General features: G+C 71.9%; 13 protein-coding genes. 7 read left to right on the top strand and 6 right to left on the bottom strand.

The window, feature by feature from the left end; translation table 11 throughout:
• Window positions 1-138: 138 nt before the first annotated feature.
• From EDD29_RS37830 to mtrA, 4 genes are all read right to left on the bottom strand, one after another.
• Window positions 139-1,122 carry a ComF family protein gene (locus tag EDD29_RS37830; protein WP_148086232.1) on the bottom strand — a complete coding sequence of 328 codons (984 nt, stop codon included), beginning with the start codon at window positions 1,120-1,122 and terminating at the stop codon, window positions 139-141.
• Between the two features lie 90 nt (window positions 1,123-1,212).
• The gene (locus EDD29_RS37825; protein WP_123668990.1) at window positions 1,213-2,997 is read right to left on the bottom strand and encodes an LpqB family beta-propeller domain-containing protein; all 1,785 of its coding nucleotides are present in this window, start codon (window positions 2,995-2,997) and stop codon (window positions 1,213-1,215) included.
• Complete coding sequence (mtrB, locus tag EDD29_RS37820; RefSeq protein ID WP_123668989.1) at window positions 2,994-4,568, bottom strand: MtrAB system histidine kinase MtrB; 1,575 nt, start codon at window positions 4,566-4,568, stop codon at window positions 2,994-2,996. The genes EDD29_RS37825 and mtrB overlap by 4 nt, the downstream gene beginning before the upstream one ends.
• Window positions 4,569-4,598: 30 nt before the next feature.
• Window positions 4,599-5,276: an MtrAB system response regulator MtrA gene (mtrA, locus tag EDD29_RS37815; protein WP_123668988.1), complete on the bottom strand. Its 678-nt coding sequence runs from the start codon at window positions 5,274-5,276 to the stop codon at window positions 4,599-4,601.
• A gap of 248 nt (window positions 5,277-5,524) precedes the next feature.
• Between mtrA and EDD29_RS37810 the strand changes: the two genes are divergently transcribed.
• From EDD29_RS37810 to secA, 6 genes are all read left to right on the top strand, one after another.
• Complete coding sequence (locus EDD29_RS37810) at window positions 5,525-6,496, top strand: hypothetical protein (RefSeq protein WP_123668987.1); 972 nt, start codon at window positions 5,525-5,527, stop codon at window positions 6,494-6,496.
• A complete protein-coding gene (locus tag EDD29_RS37805) occupies window positions 6,493-7,113 on the top strand; it encodes a DUF4129 domain-containing protein (protein WP_123670938.1) in 621 nt (206 codons plus the stop codon). Before EDD29_RS37810 ends, EDD29_RS37805 begins: the two co-directional genes overlap by 4 nt.
• The gene (locus EDD29_RS37800) at window positions 7,110-8,270 is read left to right on the top strand and encodes a DUF4350 domain-containing protein (protein WP_246053207.1); all 1,161 of its coding nucleotides are present in this window, start codon (window positions 7,110-7,112) and stop codon (window positions 8,268-8,270) included. Before EDD29_RS37805 ends, EDD29_RS37800 begins: the two co-directional genes overlap by 4 nt.
• Before the next feature lie 35 nt (window positions 8,271-8,305).
• Window positions 8,306-9,277, top strand: coding sequence for an AAA family ATPase (locus tag EDD29_RS37795; RefSeq protein WP_425455018.1), 972 nt, complete (start codon window positions 8,306-8,308; stop codon window positions 9,275-9,277).
• Window positions 9,277-10,569, top strand: coding sequence for a DUF58 domain-containing protein (locus EDD29_RS37790; protein WP_123668985.1), 1,293 nt, complete (start codon window positions 9,277-9,279; stop codon window positions 10,567-10,569). Before EDD29_RS37795 ends, EDD29_RS37790 begins: the two co-directional genes overlap by 1 nt.
• 257 nt (window positions 10,570-10,826) lie before the next feature.
• Entirely contained in the window at window positions 10,827-13,571 is a 2,745-nt protein-coding gene (gene secA / locus EDD29_RS37785; protein WP_123668984.1) for a preprotein translocase subunit SecA, read from the top strand.
• Between the two features lie 61 nt (window positions 13,572-13,632).
• Here the strand turns inward: secA and EDD29_RS37780 are convergent, their stop codons facing one another.
• Together EDD29_RS37780 and EDD29_RS37775 are read right to left on the bottom strand one after the other, a co-directional pair.
• Entirely contained in the window at window positions 13,633-14,067 is a 435-nt protein-coding gene (locus tag EDD29_RS37780) for an Rv3235 family protein (RefSeq protein WP_123668983.1), read from the bottom strand.
• A gap of 115 nt (window positions 14,068-14,182) precedes the next feature.
• Window positions 14,183-14,944, bottom strand: a complete 762-nt coding sequence (locus tag EDD29_RS37775; protein ID WP_123668982.1) for a GntR family transcriptional regulator — start codon at window positions 14,942-14,944, stop codon at window positions 14,183-14,185.
• A gap of 171 nt (window positions 14,945-15,115) precedes the next feature.
• Between EDD29_RS37775 and EDD29_RS37770 the strand changes: the two genes are divergently transcribed.
• Window positions 15,116-16,159 (top strand): SIS domain-containing protein, encoded by a 1,044-nt coding sequence (locus EDD29_RS37770; RefSeq protein WP_123668981.1) that lies wholly within the window; start codon window positions 15,116-15,118, stop codon window positions 16,157-16,159.
• The last annotated feature ends 166 nt before the right edge of the window (window positions 16,160-16,325 follow it).

Here is a 16,325-nt window from a genome sequence, read left to right as displayed (position 1 = left end):
GGCATCGGCTAGCTCGGTACGCCGTCTCCCAGGGGAGACGAGCCCACCGGCGCAACCACGGACCCGGGCGGGTGCCATGTCAGCACGCTAGCCCCTTCAGGCCCGAATGTCATCGGGGACGAAGGCGGCAAATCTCACCTACGGTGATCGACTTCGCGGCTGTAGTGCCCTGGTGCAGGGGCTGAGGGACAGGTCAGCGTCTTCTGGCGGGCCGGTGAGTTTCCTGGATTCTTGGCATTTCCCTAACCGTGCGTTACCAATTGTGGCGATTCTTCCTTTGAGGGCGCTGGTGAGAAGAACGGCCCCTTCGAGTCGTGCGCCCGCCGCGGTGAGCGCCCGGCACGCCTCTCGCAGGGACGCCCCGGTGGTCACCACGTCGTCGAGCAGGAGGACCCGGGCTCCCGCGATCTCGGGGGAGGCGCGCATCGCGCCCTGGAGGTTGCGCCGCCGCTCGGTGGGCCCTAGGCCGCCCTGATCCGCGGTGCCCACCCGCCTGGACAGGGCGGCCACCGCGCGTGCGGGCCTGCCGCGTGCCCGCAGCTCGGCCGCCGCGGCCTCGGCGAGCTCCCCCATCGCGTCCCGCCCGCGCCGCCGCACCGACCGCCGCCCCGAAGGCACCGCCACCACCCAGACCTCGCCCTGCGCGCCCGCCCCGCCGGGGGAGGGGCGGCCGCGCAGGGCGGTGTCGGCGGCCAGCCGTGCCAGGGCCGCGCCGAGCGGGACGGCCAGGGGAGCCCTGCCGCGTTCCTTGTGCGCGATGACGAGACGGCGCAGGACGCCCTCGTGCTCGCCCAGCGCCCAAACGGGCGGGACCGCCCGCGCGCGCTCCGCACGCGTGAAGACGGGGACGGGGAGGCCGGGCCCGCCCAGGGGCGCCGCGCAGCCGGAGCACAGCACGTGCCCGGGGGCCCGGCACGCCGTGCAGCACGGCGGCAGCAGCAGATCCACCAGCGCGGGCAGCATCCCGAGCGCCCCGGCGACGCCGGGCACCGCGAGCACGCACAACCCGGCCAGGCACGCCGCCCCCAGCACCCCGGAGACCTCGAGCCCGCCGGGCCCGAGCAGCCCGCCGGCCGCTTCGCCGAGTGAGAAGAGAACGCTGAGTACCCGAGAAATGACCATGAGCACATGATCCGCCGCCGCGCGCCCCCTGAACGCCGCCCGCCCGCATCTGTGGACAACTTTTCTCGGGCCCCGCTCGGGCGGGCGCGGTCAGCCGGGGTAGGTGGGGGAGGAGCCGGTGATGTCGCAGTCCCAGGTGCTGAAGCGGGGTTCTTCGCTGGGGGTCTGGACGCAGGTGGTGGGCTCCGGGCGTTCTTTGGATTCGATGCCCAGGAGGATGGTCTCGCCGGGGGCGGCGCCGATGCTGACGGGGGTGCCTTCGAAGCTGCCGCCCACGGGGCTGATGGCGCCGCCGCTGATGGGGACCTCGTACGGGAGGACGCTGCTGCTGGAGGTGCCGGACTTGCCGAGGACGGCGAGGGTGTCGGCGTCCCGCCAGGCCAGGTCGACGAGGCCGGACAGCTCCGCGTTGATCGGGTGGAACTCGTCGATGCTGTAGCCCGAGGTCGCGCTGGGCGCGATCCGCGCGATCTGGATCTCGGTCTTGACCGCGCCGGAGACGAGAGCGGCGACCCGGACGCCGTCGTGCGCGACGCGCAGGGCCTTGATCTGCCCGACGAGGTTCTTCGGCAAAGGCACCTGGACCGCTCTGACCCCGCCCGGAGACCGCAGCCACAGGGTCGATTCCGAGCCCTTGTTCTGCACGATCCACAGGTATCCGTGACGATCCCATGACGGCCGGAGCAGGGTCGCGCCCTCCTGGGCCTTGAGCACCTCCGAGACCGCCCCCGTCGAGGTGTCCCCGACGTACAGGGAGCGCCCGGAGATGGCGGCGAACTCCCGCGCGTCGAGTGCGACGGCGGGTTCCCGGAAGGTCCGCTTCGCCAGGGACGGGAAGGGGGACGGCTCCTTGCCCTGGAGCAGGGACAGGTGCCCCGAGCCGTCGAGGAGGTACTTGCTGGCGGCCACCTCGTTGAAGGGCGCGTCCGGGCCGAGCGGCTGCCACCGGGCGAGGGTCTGCACCTCGATGCCGTCGCTGGTCCGCTGGGTCTTCCCGTCGATCTGGAGCCGCATCGACTGGACCTCGGTCAGCTGGCCGAGCGTCCACATGAGCTGCGCCGACATGCGGTCGACGTCGCCGGCCGCGGCCTCGGCGCTCAGATTGACGGTGACGACGTCGTCGTCCTCCAGCGTGACCTTGCCGCCGAGGAGCCGGGTGCCGAGCGGGAACGACGACACGACGGCGTCGCGGAGCCACGGCGTGGTCCGGCTGAGCAGCGACTTGACGAGCTGGCTGGGCAGGTCGGAGCGGTTGAGCTGCGGCAGGAACACCGAGTCGGGGACGAGGCTGCGCGCGTCCGGCGCGAGGTAGTACAGGTTCGTGGTGCGGAACGCCCGGTCGACGTCGCTGCGCTTCAGCACGAGTTCGGGGGCGGCGCCCGACGCGTACGAGATGCGCCAGTCGCCCGCCTTGTTCTTGCGCAGGGTGAACGTCACGTCATAGGCGTGCTGCGCGGCCGCGAGGTACTGCCCGGACGGGGTGATCTTGCCGAGCCGGTCGCCGACGATCTGCACGATGGCCAGGTCGTCGCGTTCCGATATCGGCATCGGCCCCTGGAACGTCTCGTCGTCCAGCACGTTGACCTCGGGCCGGACCGCGGCGTCGAACTCGACGTCCTCGTCGAGGTAGGAACGGAAGGCGGCCCGGTCGTTGTCGAAGTTGGCCATGGCGACCAGATAGCCCTCGACGACCTCCTTGGGGGTCCAGCCCTGCTTCGGCCGGGTCGGTTCGATCCGGACGTACGGCTCGTCGAACGGCTCGGTGCGCGCGTCGTTGGTGTGCGTGGAGACCCGGCCGCCGGTGGGCAGTGACGCGCAGCCCGTCAGCAGGACGAGTGCGCAAAGGCCCGCGGCGAAGGGGCGGAGCCGTCTCATTCGGCGGCCTCCAGATCGGTGATGATGGTCCGGTTCAGCTCCACCTCGGCGGGCACGAGCGGCAGCGGGGAGCCGCGCAGCTCGGTCCCCGCGGTGCGCGGCAGCGACAGCCGGAACTGCGAGCCGACGCCCGGTTCGCCCCACGCCTGGAGCCAGCCGCCGTGCAGCTGGGCGTCCTCGCGGGAGATCGACAGACCGAGGCCGGTGCCGCCGATGGTCCTGGCCCGGGACGGGTCGGCCCGCCAGAACCGGTCGAAGACCTGCTGGGCGTCGCCCGGCCGCAGGCCGGTGCCGTGGTCGCGGACGGCCAGCGCCACCGCGTCCCGGTCGGCCGCGACGGTGACGACGATGTCGCCGCCCTCGCCGTGCTCGACCGCGTTGAACAGGAGGTTACGGAGGATGCGCGCGACCCGGCGGCGGTCCACCTCGGCCATGCACGCCTCGCCGGGGAGCTTCAGCACGACCTTGCTGCCGCGCCGCTCGGCCACGTCCTCGACGTCCCCGACGGCGTTCAGCACGAGTTCGCGGAGGTCCAGGGACTCCGCGTCGAGGGTCGCCGCGCCGGCGTCGTGCCTGCTGATCTCCAGGAGGTCCGAGAGCAGCGACTCGAAGCGCTCCATCTGGCTTTGCAGCAGCTCGGTGGAGCGGCTCACCCCGGCCTGGAAGTCTTCTCGGTGCTCGTAGAGCATGTCCGCGGCGATCTTCATCGTGGTGAGCGGGGTGCGCAGCTCGTGCGAGACGTCGGAGACGAACTGGCGCTGCACCTGGGAGAGGGTCTCCAGCTCGTAGATCTTCTCCTGGAGCGTCTCGGCCATGTCGTTGAACGAGCGGCCGAGCTTGGCGAGGTCGTCCTCGCCGCGCACCTTCATCCGCTCCTCGAGGCGCCCCGCCGCGAGCCGCTCCGCCGACTGCGCGGCGAGCCGGACCGGGATGACGATCTGGCGGGTCACCACCGAGGCGATCGCGGCGAGCAGCAGCGCCAGGGCGACGCCGACCCCGACGAGGGTGCGCTGGACGATGCTGATCGTCTTCTGCTCCTGGTCGAGCGGGAACAGGTAGTACAGCTCGTACGGCCCGTCCTTGCCGCCGATGATCAGCGCGGGCTCGGGGTCGTGGTACTGCCGGGACAGCTCCCCGATCGTCCAGACCTTGTCGCCGTCGGGCGCTTCGCTGAGCGCGGTCGCCAGCCGGCGGGGGATGCTCGCCGGGTCGAGGTCGTTGGTGGGCACGCCGCCGTTGGTCTTCTCGCGGGTGTCCCGCAGGTAGACCTCGTACAGGCCGGACGGGCCGCTGCGCGCCGCGAGCTCCTTGGCGACCTTCTCGGCGACGCTGTCGCCGGGGGTGCGCTTGAGGATGCCCAGGCCCTCGTTGAGCTGCTGGGAGGCGGCCTCGGCCTTGCCGTCCAGCAGCGCGGTGGTGATCTGCTGCATGAGGAAGACCCCGAGCACCACCGCGACGATCGTGGAGATGAGCAGGGTGGAGGTGACCACCCGCACCTGGATGGACCGGCGCCAGCGGACGTAGGAACGCCGCCAGAGGCCGTCGACGATACGCCGCAGGGTGGTCTTCATGGGGGGTGGTCCTCGGCTGCGGGGGGGAGGTTAAGCCGGGCCGGCCTTGTAACCCACGCCCCGTACGGTCACGACGATCTCGGGCCGCTCAGGGTCCTTCTCGATCTTGGCGCGCAGGCGCTGGACGTGCACGTTCACCAGCCGGGTGTCGGCCGCGTGCCGGTAGCCCCACACCTGCTCCAGCAGCACCTCGCGGGTGAAGACCTGGCGCGGTTTGCGGGCCAGCGCGACGAGCAGGTCGAACTCCAGCGGGGTGAGCGGGATGTGCTTGTCGCCGCGCTTGACCGAGTGGCCCGCGACGTCGATCGCGATGTCGCCGATCTGGAGGGTCTCGGGCGCGGGCTCGTCGGTGCGGCGCAGCCGGGCGCGTACCCGGGCGACCAGTTCCTTGGGCTTGAACGGCTTGACGACGTAGTCGTCGGCGCCGGACTCCAGCCCGAGGACCACGTCGACGGTGTCGCTCTTGGCCGTCAGCATGACGATCGGGATGCCGGACTCGGCGCGGATCTGACGGCACACGTCGATGCCGTCGGCGCCGGGGAGCATCAGGTCGAGCAGGACGAGGTCGGGCCGAGCTTCGCGGAACGCCTCGAGAGCCTTGTCCCCGTCATGGACGAAGAACGGCTCGAAGCCTTCGCCGCGCAGAACGATGCCGAGCATCTCCGCGAGCGCCAGGTCGTCGTCGACGACCAGTACACGTCCCCTCATGCGCCCTCTCAAGCCGTTCAGTAGGGAGGCCGAGCCGCCGTCGCGCCGCCACCGGATGCCAGGTGAGCCACAGGTTACCCGCGTTTTACCGGTGGCAGGGCCGCTAATCACCGAAAGCCCGGCGATCTAGCCGCAAGGCCGGTACTCTGCGTTCCGATTCGCCTACAACACGCGATATTTGCACCACCCGGGGAGGGGCAGGAGTTGGGGATCTCCTGGATTTAGGGACACATGGCAGGATGGCCCCCGTGCGAAGCGACCGGGCCCGACTGCTCGGCGGGGAGATCCCGCTGCGGCCGCTCAACGCGGCCGAAATGCTGGACGCGGCCCTCGCCCTGCTGCGCCGCTCGCCGCGCGCGGTACTCGGCCCGGCCCTGGTGGTGGTGGGGGTCGTGCAGATCGCGGTGACCCTCACGGGGTACTTCCTCGCCGGTGGGGACGCGACGGGCGAGGTGACGCCCAATGTCCTGCTTCGTTCCTTTGGATCCCAGCTCGTCGTGGCGGTCACGGGCGGCCTCGTCGGATCGCTCGCGGTGCTGGTGCTGGCCGGGACGTTCGGTCCGGCGATCGCCCGCGGATACTTCGGACTCCGGATCACGCCGGGCGTGCTGTGGCGCGATGTGCGGCCGCATCTGGCCCGGCTCGTCGTGGTCGCCCTCATCGTCGGGCTCGGCTCGCTGGCCGCCGGCGGGGTGCTCCTGATCCCGTTCGTGCTGCTCGCCGTCAACGACGGTTCCTCGGGGGCGGGGATCCTCTCCGGAGTGCTCGGCTTCCCCGCCGCGGCGGCGGTGACGGTCTGGCTCTACGTGCTGGGGGCGCTCGCCGCGCCCGCGCTGGTGCTGGAACGCCGCGGGATCGGCGGTGCGCTCGCCAGGGCGGCCCGGCTGGTGCGCGGCCAGTGGTGGAAGACCTTCCTGGTCCTGCTGCTCACCGCCGTCATCGTCTTCCTCATGGGCACCGCGCTGCGGCTGCCGTTCGTGGTCGCCGAGTTCCTGTTCTTCAGCGACGAGCCGCAGGGCTGGGCCGCGGTCGCCGCGCTGGCCCTGGACACCGTCGGACGGATCTGCGGCGCCGCGATCACCACGCCGTTCCACGCGGGCGTCCTCGCGCTGCTCTACCTGGACCGGCGCCATCGCAGAGAGGGCCTGGACCTGGAGATCCAGCAGCGGGGCGAAGTCCCCGACGAGGACCCGCTGGCCCCGTGGGCGGTGCCCGCGTGAGCGCCGCGGACCCGGTGACCCGGGAGCAGGCGCGCGAACTCGCGGAACGGGAGCTGGAGAAGGCGGTCTACCACCGCGACCGGCCGTCGTTCCTCGACAAGATGCTCGACCAGATCAAGGAGTGGCTGGAGGACATCCTGCCCGACCCGCCCTCGCCGGGTCCCGGCCACGGCGGCGGCGGGCTGACGCTGGTCATCCTCGTGGTGCTCGCCGCGGTGGTCGTCGCAGCGGTGCTGTGGTGGATGCGCGGCCGCAAGAACCCGTCGGCCAAGAAGGCCCTGCTGGAGGACGTGCCCACGCGCGCGGTCGACCACAGGTCCGCGGCCGAGCGGATGGCCGCCGAAGGGCGGTTCGCGGAGGCGATCAGGGAAAGGCTCCGCGCGATAGCGCGTGACCTGGAGGAGCGCGCGATCCTTCTGCCCCGGCCCGGCCGGACCGCCTTGGAGCTCGCGGTCGAGGCGTCGTCCGCGCTGCCCGTCGACCTCATGCCGGGCGCGCGCGTCTTCGACGAGGTCTGGTACGGAGACCGTCCGGGCACCCCGGAGGGCTATGCCCTGCTCGTCGCCCTGGACGACGCGGTACGCGCCGCGAGGCCCCGGCCCCTGGAGGCGGTGTGACGGCCGTGGCCGAGGTGGAGAGCGCCGGACGGGTCGCAGGGCGCAGGTTCCGGAGATGGCGGGGAATCGCGGCGGCTCTGGCCGCGGTGGCCGTCCTCGCCGTTCTGCTCGCCGCCTTGCGGCCCACCGCCACGAGCGGCTACCTCGACCCCGAGGACGTCACGGACGCCGGGACCAGGGCGCTCGCGGAGATAGTCCGGGAGCACGGCACCGAGGTGACCGTCGTGCGGTCGCCCGCGGAGGCCGCCGGCAGCGCGGCCGCCGACGGGCTGCTGGTGGTCGCCCGCGACGAGCGGCTGACCGAGGACGATCTCGACCTGATCGCCGGATCCCGGGCGCCGCTGCTGCTCATCGAGCCGGTCACCGGGGTGCTCGACGCGCTGGCCCCGGGCGTCACGGAGGCCACGTCGGTGGCGGGCGGCGAGGTCACGCCGGGCTGCACGCTCGCCGACGCCGCGGGCGCCGTCGACTTCGAGGCGGCCACGGTGTACTCGGCGCCTTCGGGAGCCGTCACCTGTTACCGCGACGAGGAGTTCGCGCGCCTGGTCAGGGTGCAGGGCCCGCGCACGGTGACGGTCATAGGCTCCGGCGCGCCCTTCACCAACGGCTCCTTGACCGAGGCCGGCAACGCGGCCCTCGGCATGAACCTCTTGGACGTGCCGGGCGGCGTCGTCTGGCTGGTGCCGCCCCTTCCGGTGGAAGACGACGACGTCGTCGGCCAGGAGTCCCTCACCGATCTCATCCCGCCGGGCGTACGGCTGTTCTTCTGGCAGCTCGCCATCGCCGTCGTCCTGGCGGCGCTGTGGCGGGCCAGGAGGCTCGGCCCCGTCGTGGTGGAAAGGCTGCCCGTCGCGGTGCGCTCGGCCGAGGCCGTCGAAGGCAGGGCGCGGCTCTACCGCGCCGCCCATGCCCGCGACAGGGCGGCGCTCGCCCTGCGCGGCGCGGCGCGGGAGCGGCTCGTCCCGCTGCTGGGGCTGCCGCGCAGCGCCGCGGGCGACCTCGGAAGGGCCGCCGAGGTGAGCGCGCTGGTCGCCGCCCGAAGCGGCATCGAGGAGCAGACCGCGCGCTGGGCGCTGTACGGTCCTGACCCGGCGGACGATCGGGAACTCCTCCAGCTGACCGACCTTTTGGACGAACTGGAAAGACGGGTGCGATGAGCGACGAAACGGTCCTGGACACGGCGATGCCCGGCATGGGGGCCGCCGCGCGGCCCGCGGGCGCGGCGGAGGCCCGGCAGGGGCTCGCCGCGCTGCGCGGCGAGGTCGCGAAGGCCGTCGTCGGCCAGGACGCCGTGGTCACCGGCCTGGTGATCGCCCTGCTGTGCCGCGGCCACGTGCTGCTCGAAGGCGTTCCCGGCGTCGCCAAGACGCTGCTGGTGCGCACCCTGTCCCGCGCGCTGGACCTGGAGTTCAAGCGGGTGCAGTTCACCCCCGACCTGATGCCCGGCGACGTCACGGGCTCGCTGGTGTTCGACGCGCGCGCCTCGGAGTTCGAGTTCCGGCGCGGCCCGGTGTTCGCCAACCTCCTGCTCGCCGACGAGATCAACCGGACGCCGCCCAAGACCCAGGCTTCCCTTCTGGAGGCGATGGAGGAGCGGCAGGTGTCGGTCGACGGCACCTCGTACGCGCTGCCCGACCCGTTCGTCGTCTGCGCGACCCAGAACCCGATCGAGTACGAGGGCACCTACCCGCTGCCCGAGGCGCAGCTCGACAGGTTCCTGCTCAAGCTGACGGTCCCGCTGCCGACCCGCGAGGAGGAGATCGGCGTCGTGCAGCGGCACGCGCTCGGCTTCGACCCGCGCGACCTCGCCGACATCAACCCGGTCGCGGGCGTCACCGAGCTGAACGCCGGCCGTGACGCGGTGCGCACGCTGCACGTCGACCCGAAGATCATCGCTTATGTGGTGGACCTGTGCCGGGCCACCAGGGAGTCGCCGTCGCTCCAGCTCGGGGCCTCCCCGCGCGGCGCGACCGCGCTGCTGAACACCGCGCGGGCCTGGGCGTGGCTGTCGGGCCGCGACTACGTGACGCCCGACGACGTCAAGGCGCTGGCCCGGCCGACGCTCCGGCACCGGGTCCAGCTCAGGCCGGAGGCCGAGCTGGAGGGGGCGACCTCCGACGGCGTCCTGGACGGCGTCCTGGCCACCGTCCCCACGCCCCGGTAATGGCGCTCACGGGACGGGTGGCCCTGCTGGCGCTGATCGCCTGCGCGCTTCCCCTGTTCTTCCCCTACGGCTGGGTGGTCCTGGCGGTGGTGGCGGTGCTCGCCTTGGCGATCGCCGTCGACCTCGCCCTCGCGGGCAACGTGCGCGGCCTCGGCCTGCACCGGTCGGGCGACACCGCGATCAGGCTCGGCGAGACCGGTCGCGTAGGGCTGATCGTGGAGAACCCCGGCAAGAGGCGGGTGCGCGCGGTCGTCCGTGACGCCTGGCCGCCCAGCGCGGGGGCGTCGCCCCGGACGGCGGAGCTGGACGTGCCGCCGGGGGAGCGGCGCCGCATCGACCTCACTCTCACCCCGACAAGGCGGGGAGACCGCTCGCCGGCGTCGGTGACCATCCGCTCCACGGGTCCGCTCGGGCTCGCCGCACGCCAGCTCTCCCGGCCCTCTCCCTGGACCGTCCGGGTGCTGCCCGGCTTTCCCTCGCGCAGGCACCTGCCGGCGAAGCTGCGCAGGCTGCGCGAGCTGACCGGCCAGCAGGTGGCGCTCATCCGGGGCCAGGGCACCGAGTTCGACTCCCTGCGCGAGTACGTCGCGGGCGACGACGTCCGCTCGATCGACTGGCGCGCGACGGCCCGGCGCGGCGACGTCGTGGTGCGGACCTGGCGGCCCGAGCGGGACCGGCGGATCTTCCTCATCCTCGACACCGGGCGCACCTCGGCCGGCCGGGTCGGCGACATCCCCCGGCTCGACTGCTCGATGGACGCGGCCCTGCTGCTGGGCGCCCTGGCGTCCCGCGCGGGCGACAGGGTGGACCTGCTGGCCTACGACCGGGCCGTGCGCGCGCGGGTGGAGGGCGCTTCGCGCACCGACCTGCTGCCCGCGATGGTCCGCGCGATGGCCCCGCTGGAACCGGAGCTGATCGAGTCCGACGCCGCGGGCATGGTCTCGGCGCTGCTCGCCGGGTCCCGCCAGCGCTCCCTGGTCGTCCTGCTCACGGAGCTGAACACCGCCGCGATGGAGGAGGGGCTGATCCCGCTGCTGCCGCGGCTCACCGCCCGCCACCTCGTGCTGGTGGCCGCGGTCGCCGACCCCAGGGTCGGCGAGATGGCCGCCGGGCGCGGAGATCTCGCCGCCGTCTACGACGCCGCCGCGGCCGAACGCGCGATCGCCGAACGCCGGAGGCTGACGGCCGAGCTGCGCGGCTACGGGGTCGAGGTCGTCGACGCGGGCCCGGAAGAGATCGCCCCCGCCCTCGCCGACGCCTACCTCGCGCTCAAGGCCGCCGGACGACTGTGATCGTCCTTACGCGCGGGGCCTCCGGGACCCGTGCGGGACGCCCGATGGCCGCTTGCGGTCACGGGCCGGGAACTCGATCAAGATCCCCGACGTTACGAATTGCGCGTGAGGGTGACCTGCACCATCCTTGACCTCGCCTAGGATGGACAGGCTACGAGTGGTATGCGCGGGAGGCTCTGTCTTCTCCGAGGCTCTGCCTCGTCACAGGGACAGGTCGCGATCCGCGCGGCTATCCGATCTGCAAGGAGCTTCCGAGAGTGCCAGCTGTCATTGACAAGATTCTTCGCGCCGGCGAAGGCAAGGTCCTGCGCAAGCTCAAGCGGATCGCGAACCAGGTGAACTCCATCGAAGAGGAATTCACCGAGAAGACCGACGCCGAGCTGCGCGAGCTGACCGAGACCTACCGTGAGCGGCTGGCCGAGGGCGAGACCCTCGACGACCTGCTGCCCGAGGCGTTCGCCACCGCGCGAGAGGCGGCCCGCCGCGTGCTGGGCCAGCGCCACTTCGACGTGCAGGTCATGGGCGGCGCCGCGCTCCACCTGGGCAACATCGCCGAGATGCGCACCGGTGAGGGCAAGACCCTCACCTGCGTGCTGCCCGCGTACCTGAACGCGCTCGCCGGCAAGGGCGTGCACGTGGTCACCGTGAACGACTACCTCGCCAAGCGCGACGCCGAGTGGATGGGCCGCGTGCACCAGTTCCTCGGCCTGGAAGTCGGCGTGATCCTGGCCAACATGTCGCCCGACGAGCGGCGCAGGGCCTACGAGTGCGACATCACCTACGGCACGAACAACGAGTTCGGCTTCGACTACCTGCGCGACAACATGGCCTGGACCCTGGACGACTGCGTCCAGCGCGGCCACTTCTTCGCGGTCGTCGACGAGGTCGACTCGATCCTCATCGACGAGGCCCGCACCCCGCTGATCATCTCCGGCCCCGGCGACCAGAACTCCAAGTGGTTCGCCGAGTTCGCCAAGATCGCCCCGCGCCTGCGCCGCGCCTCCGCGGCCGACGCCGACGACGGCGACTACCAGGTCGACGAGAAGAAGCGCACGGTCGGCATCCTGGAGACCGGTGTCGAGAAGGTCGAGGACTGGCTCGGCATCGAGAACCTCTACGACGCGACGAACACCCCTCTGGTCGGCTTCCTGAACAACGCCCTCAAGGCCAAGGAGCTGTACAAGAAGGACAAGGACTACCTGGTCGTCAACGGCGAGGTCCTGATCGTCGACGAGTTCACCGGCCGCGTCCTGCAGGGCCGCCGCTACAACGAGGGCATGCACCAGGCGATCGAGGCCAAGGAGGGGGTGGCGATCAAGGACGAGAACCAGACCCTCGCCACGATCACCCTCCAGAACTACTTCCGCCTCTACGGCAAGCTCGGCGGCATGACCGGCACCGCGCAGACCGAGGCGTCGGAGTTCAACAAGATCTACAAGCTGGGCGTCATCCCGATCCCGACGAACCGGCCCGCGCAGCGCGTCGACATCGCGGACGTGGTCTACAAGACCCAGCTCGCCAAGTTCGAGGCAGTGGTCAAGGACATCGCCGAGCGGCACGAGAAGGGCCAGCCGGTCCTGGTCGGCACCACGTCGGTCGCCAAGTCCGAGATGCTGTCGAAGATGCTCAAGAGCGAGGGCATCCCGCACCAGGTGCTGAACGCCAAGCACCACGAGAAGGAGTCGGCGATCATCGCCGAGGCGGGCCGCAAGGGCGCCGTCACCGTGGCCACCAACATGGCGGGCCGCGGCACCGACATCATGCTCGGCGGGAACCCCGAGTTCCGGGCCGACCTCGAGCTGCACAACCGCGGCCTGTCCCCGCTCGAGACTCCCGAGGAGTACGAGGAGGCCTGGCCGGAGGCGCTGGACAAGGCCAAGGAGGCCGTCCAGGGCGAGCACGAGGTCGTCGCCGACGCGGGCGGCCTGTACGTGCTGGGCACCGAGCGGCACGAGTCCCGCCGGATCGACAACCAGCTGCGCGGCCGCTCCGGCCGGCAGGGCGACCCGGGTGAATCCCGGTTCTACCTGTCGCTGGAGGACGACCTCATGCGGCTGTTCAACTCCGCGCGGGTCGAGGCGATCATGACCCGCCTCAACATCCCGGACGACGTGCCGATCGAGGCCAAGATCGTCTCCTCGGCGATCAAGTCGGCCCAGCACCAGGTCGAGCAGCAGAACTTCGAGATCCGCAAGAACGTCCTGAAGTACGACGAGGTGCTGAACCGCCAGCGCCAGGTCATCTACGCCGAGCGCCGCCGGGTGCTCGAGGGCGCCGACCTGCACGAGCAGGTCAGGCACATGATCGACGAGGTCGTCGACGGCTACGTCGCGGGCGCCACGGCCGAGGGCTTCGCCGAGGACTGGAACCTCGAGATGCTCTGGAAGGCGTTCAAGCAGCTCTACCCGATCAGCGTCTCCGCCGACGACCTGGTCGAGGACGCCGGCGGCGAGGTGCAGAACCTCAACGCCGAGTTCCTCGCCGACAAGATCCGCGAGGACGCCCAGGCCGCGTACGACAAGCGCGAGTCCGAGCTCGGCGCGGAGGTCATGCGCGAGCTGGAGCGCCGCGTCGTCCTGACGGTCCTGGACCGCAAGTGGCGCGAGCACCTCTACGAGATGGACTACCTCCAGGAGGGCATCGGCCTGCGCGCGATGGCGCAGCGCGACCCCCTGGTGGAGTACCAGCGCGAGGGCTACGACATGTTCGCCTCGATGATGGAGGCGATCAAGGAGGAGTCGGTCGGCTACCTCTACCACCTCGAGGTCGAGGTGGAGGAGCAGCCCGCGGCCCCGGCCGTCGGCGTCAAGCCCGTCGCGGTGGCGGCCAGCGCGCTCGGCCAGCCGGAGGCGAAGAAGCTCGACTTCTCCGGTCCGACCGCCGAGGGCGAGGTCGAGCACCACACCGAGGGCACCGACCCGTACGAGGGCGTGTCCCGCAACGACCCGTGCCCCTGTGGCAGCGGCAAGAAGTTCAAGCGCTGCCACGGCGGCAACCGCTAGCAGCGCCCGCGACGCCGCCCTTTCCCGCCTGCCGGGGGAGGGCGGCGTCGCCGTTTCCGGCTCACCAGTGCACCGCGGTCTCCACCGCGGCGCACCGCCAGGCCCCGCGCCTGCGGACGAGCCGGACCGCGACGGGCTGGATCCGCCCGCCGATCACCACGGTCGCGCTGACCTCGGCGACGCCGGGTCCGGGCCGCTGGATCCGGCGGTTGCGGATGCGCGGGACCGTCGCGCGGGCCCGTCCCGCCGGGTGGCGCTGCCGGGGGAGCACCTCGGCGAGCTCGATGGTGGACAGCCGCGCGAGCTGGGGGAAGGGCCGGAGCCCGGCGAACACCTCGGCGGCCACCCAGATGACGCGTTCGGCGGCCTCGTCCAGGCCGTCGGACTCGCACGGGTAGTCCTTGAGCGCGAGGCTCCCCTCGGTGCGCGGCTCGTCCGGCCCGCTGTCGTCGTCGGCGGCCGCCGGCACCAGCCGTAGCACCCTGACCCGTCCCATGCCCTGCCTCCTCTCGGGCGCCGCCTGTGCGGCGCACGCCCTTGCAGAGCGGAGGGACGGTCAGCGGATGCCCCCGGAAAGGAAGATCGTTCGGGCGGGGGCGGCGCGGCCGGGGTCAGTCCTGCCGGGCGCGGCGCGGGTCCGCGGGCTGCCTGGGCAGATCGAGGTTGGTGTGCAGCTGGTATCTGTCGGCCCGGTACGTCGACTCGGTCAGCTCGGCGCAGGTGGCGCGCAGGTAGGAGCGGCGGCGCAGCAGCAGGACGGGGCTGGGCTGGGGGAGCTGGAGGAGCTCGGCGTCCAGCGGGGAGGCGAGGGCCGCCTCGATGGTCTGGTCGCCGGAGTCGAAGGCGATGCCGTAGCGGCGCTCCAGAAGGTCGTAGAGGGACTGTCCGGCCAGCCTGGTGGTCAGGAGGTCGGGGGCCAGGGCCGCGGGGATGTGGCAGCGCTCCACGGCCATGGGGGCGCCGTCGGCGGTGCGCAGCCGCTCCAGCACGTGCACGTAGGCCCCGGCGGCGAGGCCGAGGGAGCGGGCGACGTGGCCGGAGGCCGGAACCGTGCGGTGGTCCAGGTCGATCGCGCCGGGCGTCATGCCGCGGGCCTTCATCTCGGCGGTGAAGGACGAGCTGAGCCTCAGCGGCATGTCGATCTTCGGCCGGGCGACGAAGGTGCCCTTGCCCGGGACCCGGTAGAGGCGGCCTTCGGAGACGAGCTGGTCGACGGCCTGGCGGACCGTCATGCGGGACAGGCCGTAGCGCTGGCACAGCTCGCGTTCGGACGGCATGGGGGCGTCGGGCTCCGACCCGGCCCCCTCGATCAGATCGACGAGGAGTGCGCGGAGCTGAACGTACTTCGGGACCGGGCTTGTCGCGTCGATCACTGCGGGACACCGCCTCGCTGGGAAGGGCTGCGTTGGGGAGAACGGCCCCTGTGGGGGCTGTTCTCTCATGCTTTCACAAGGGTAAGGTTCGTACTGGTCTAGTCCAGACTGGACCAACGCCCGGGAAAGGGAATATTCGGGCTCCCCCCGTTTCCGTCCAAGGAGGACGCCATGACCAGCCGGATGCGGCAAGAGATCGGCCAGCAGCCCGAGGCGCTGCGCCAGACCGTCGCCACCCTGCTGCCGGAACTGGGCGCCGTCCGGGCCGCCGCCGCGCGGACCCGTCAGGTGCTCTTCATCGCGCGCGGGTCGTCGGACAACGCCGCCGTGTACGGCAGGTACCTCTCTGAGGCGTACGCGGGACGGCTCGGCACGCTCGCCGCGCCGTCGATCGCCACCTCCTACAAGCGGAGGCTCGACCTCGACGGGGTGCTCGCGGTGGCGATCAGCCAGTCGGGCCGGACCGAGGAGATCGTCGAGACGCTGGAGTGGGCCAAGGCGTGCGGCGCGGTCACCGTTGGGGTGACCAACGGGGAGGGCTCCCCGCTGGCCGAGGCCGCCGATGTGGCCCTGCTGACCAAGGCGGGGGAGGAACTCGCCGTCCCGGCGACGAAGACCTACACCACGCAGCTCGCCGCCCTCGCCGTCCTGGCCGTCGGGCTGGGAGCCGACGTCGACCCGGACGACCTGCTCAGGGTGCCGGACGAGATGGAAAGGCTGATCGCCGAGACCGAGGGCTCCGACGCGCTCGAGAAGATCGCCGCGGAGCTGGCCAAGGTCCCGGGGACCGTCGTGTCGGCCCGTGGGATCGCCTTCGGCACCGCGCTGGAACTCGCGCTCAAGCTCAAGGAGGCGTGCTACCTGCACGCCATGGGGCTCTCGTACGCGGACCTGCTGCACGGGCCGATCGCGGTGGTCGACGCCGACACGCCCGCGATCGTCCTGGGCGCGGAGGGGAGCCCGACGCTGGAGGGCACCGTCGCGCTGGCCGAGCGGGTCACCGGGGCGGGGGCGAGGGTCTACGGGATCGGCGGGGGCGCGGACCTGGCGTCCGCCGCGTCGGTGGCGCTGCCGGGGCCTCGGCTGCCCGAGTGGGTGGCGCCGCTGGGCCTCATCGTGCCTGGTCAGCTGCTGGTCGAGCGGCTCGCCAGGACGCTCGGGATTGATCCCGACAATCCTCGCGGTTTGCGTAAAGTAACGCAGACCGGAGCATAGGCTGGGAATGCTCCCGGCAAAGGGGGGCGTTGGAAGTAGTGAGCCCTTCACCAGGGGCAACTCCAGAATGTCCCATCGAACACCTGCCGTTCACCTCGCTCGACCAAAATCCAGAACGGCGGCGCATCGAACCGAAGCGGGTGAGCGATCAGTCGATCGCATGGAA

It is taken from the genome of Actinocorallia herbida (genome assembly GCF_003751225.1).
GTDB classification, from domain to species: Bacteria; Actinomycetota; Actinomycetes; order Streptosporangiales; family Streptosporangiaceae; genus Actinocorallia; species Actinocorallia herbida.
Note: the sequence above shows the minus strand (reverse complement) of the source record. Positions and strands in the feature narration are given on the sequence as shown.

Bases quoted from the DNA above. Each gene is read 5' to 3' on its own strand.
- EDD29_RS37830 (WP_148086232.1), bottom strand. From the start codon at position 1,122: ATGGTCATTTCTCGGGTACTCAGCGTTCTCTTCTCACTCGGCGAAGCG.
- EDD29_RS37825 (WP_123668990.1), bottom strand. From the start codon at position 2,997: ATGAGACGGCTCCGCCCCTTCGCCGCGGGCCTTTGCGCACTCGTCCTG.
- mtrB (WP_123668989.1), bottom strand. From the start codon at position 4,568: ATGAAGACCACCCTGCGGCGTATCGTCGACGGCCTCTGGCGGCGTTCC.
- mtrA (WP_123668988.1), bottom strand. From the start codon at position 5,276: ATGAGGGGACGTGTACTGGTCGTCGACGACGACCTGGCGCTCGCGGAG.
- EDD29_RS37795 (WP_425455018.1), top strand. From the start codon at position 8,306: ATGGGGGCCGCCGCGCGGCCCGCGGGCGCGGCGGAGGCCCGGCAGGGG.
- EDD29_RS37790 (WP_123668985.1), top strand. From the start codon at position 9,277: ATGGCGCTCACGGGACGGGTGGCCCTGCTGGCGCTGATCGCCTGCGCG.
- EDD29_RS37780 (WP_123668983.1), bottom strand. From the start codon at position 14,067: ATGGGACGGGTCAGGGTGCTACGGCTGGTGCCGGCGGCCGCCGACGAC.
- EDD29_RS37770 (WP_123668981.1), top strand. From the start codon at position 15,116: ATGACCAGCCGGATGCGGCAAGAGATCGGCCAGCAGCCCGAGGCGCTG.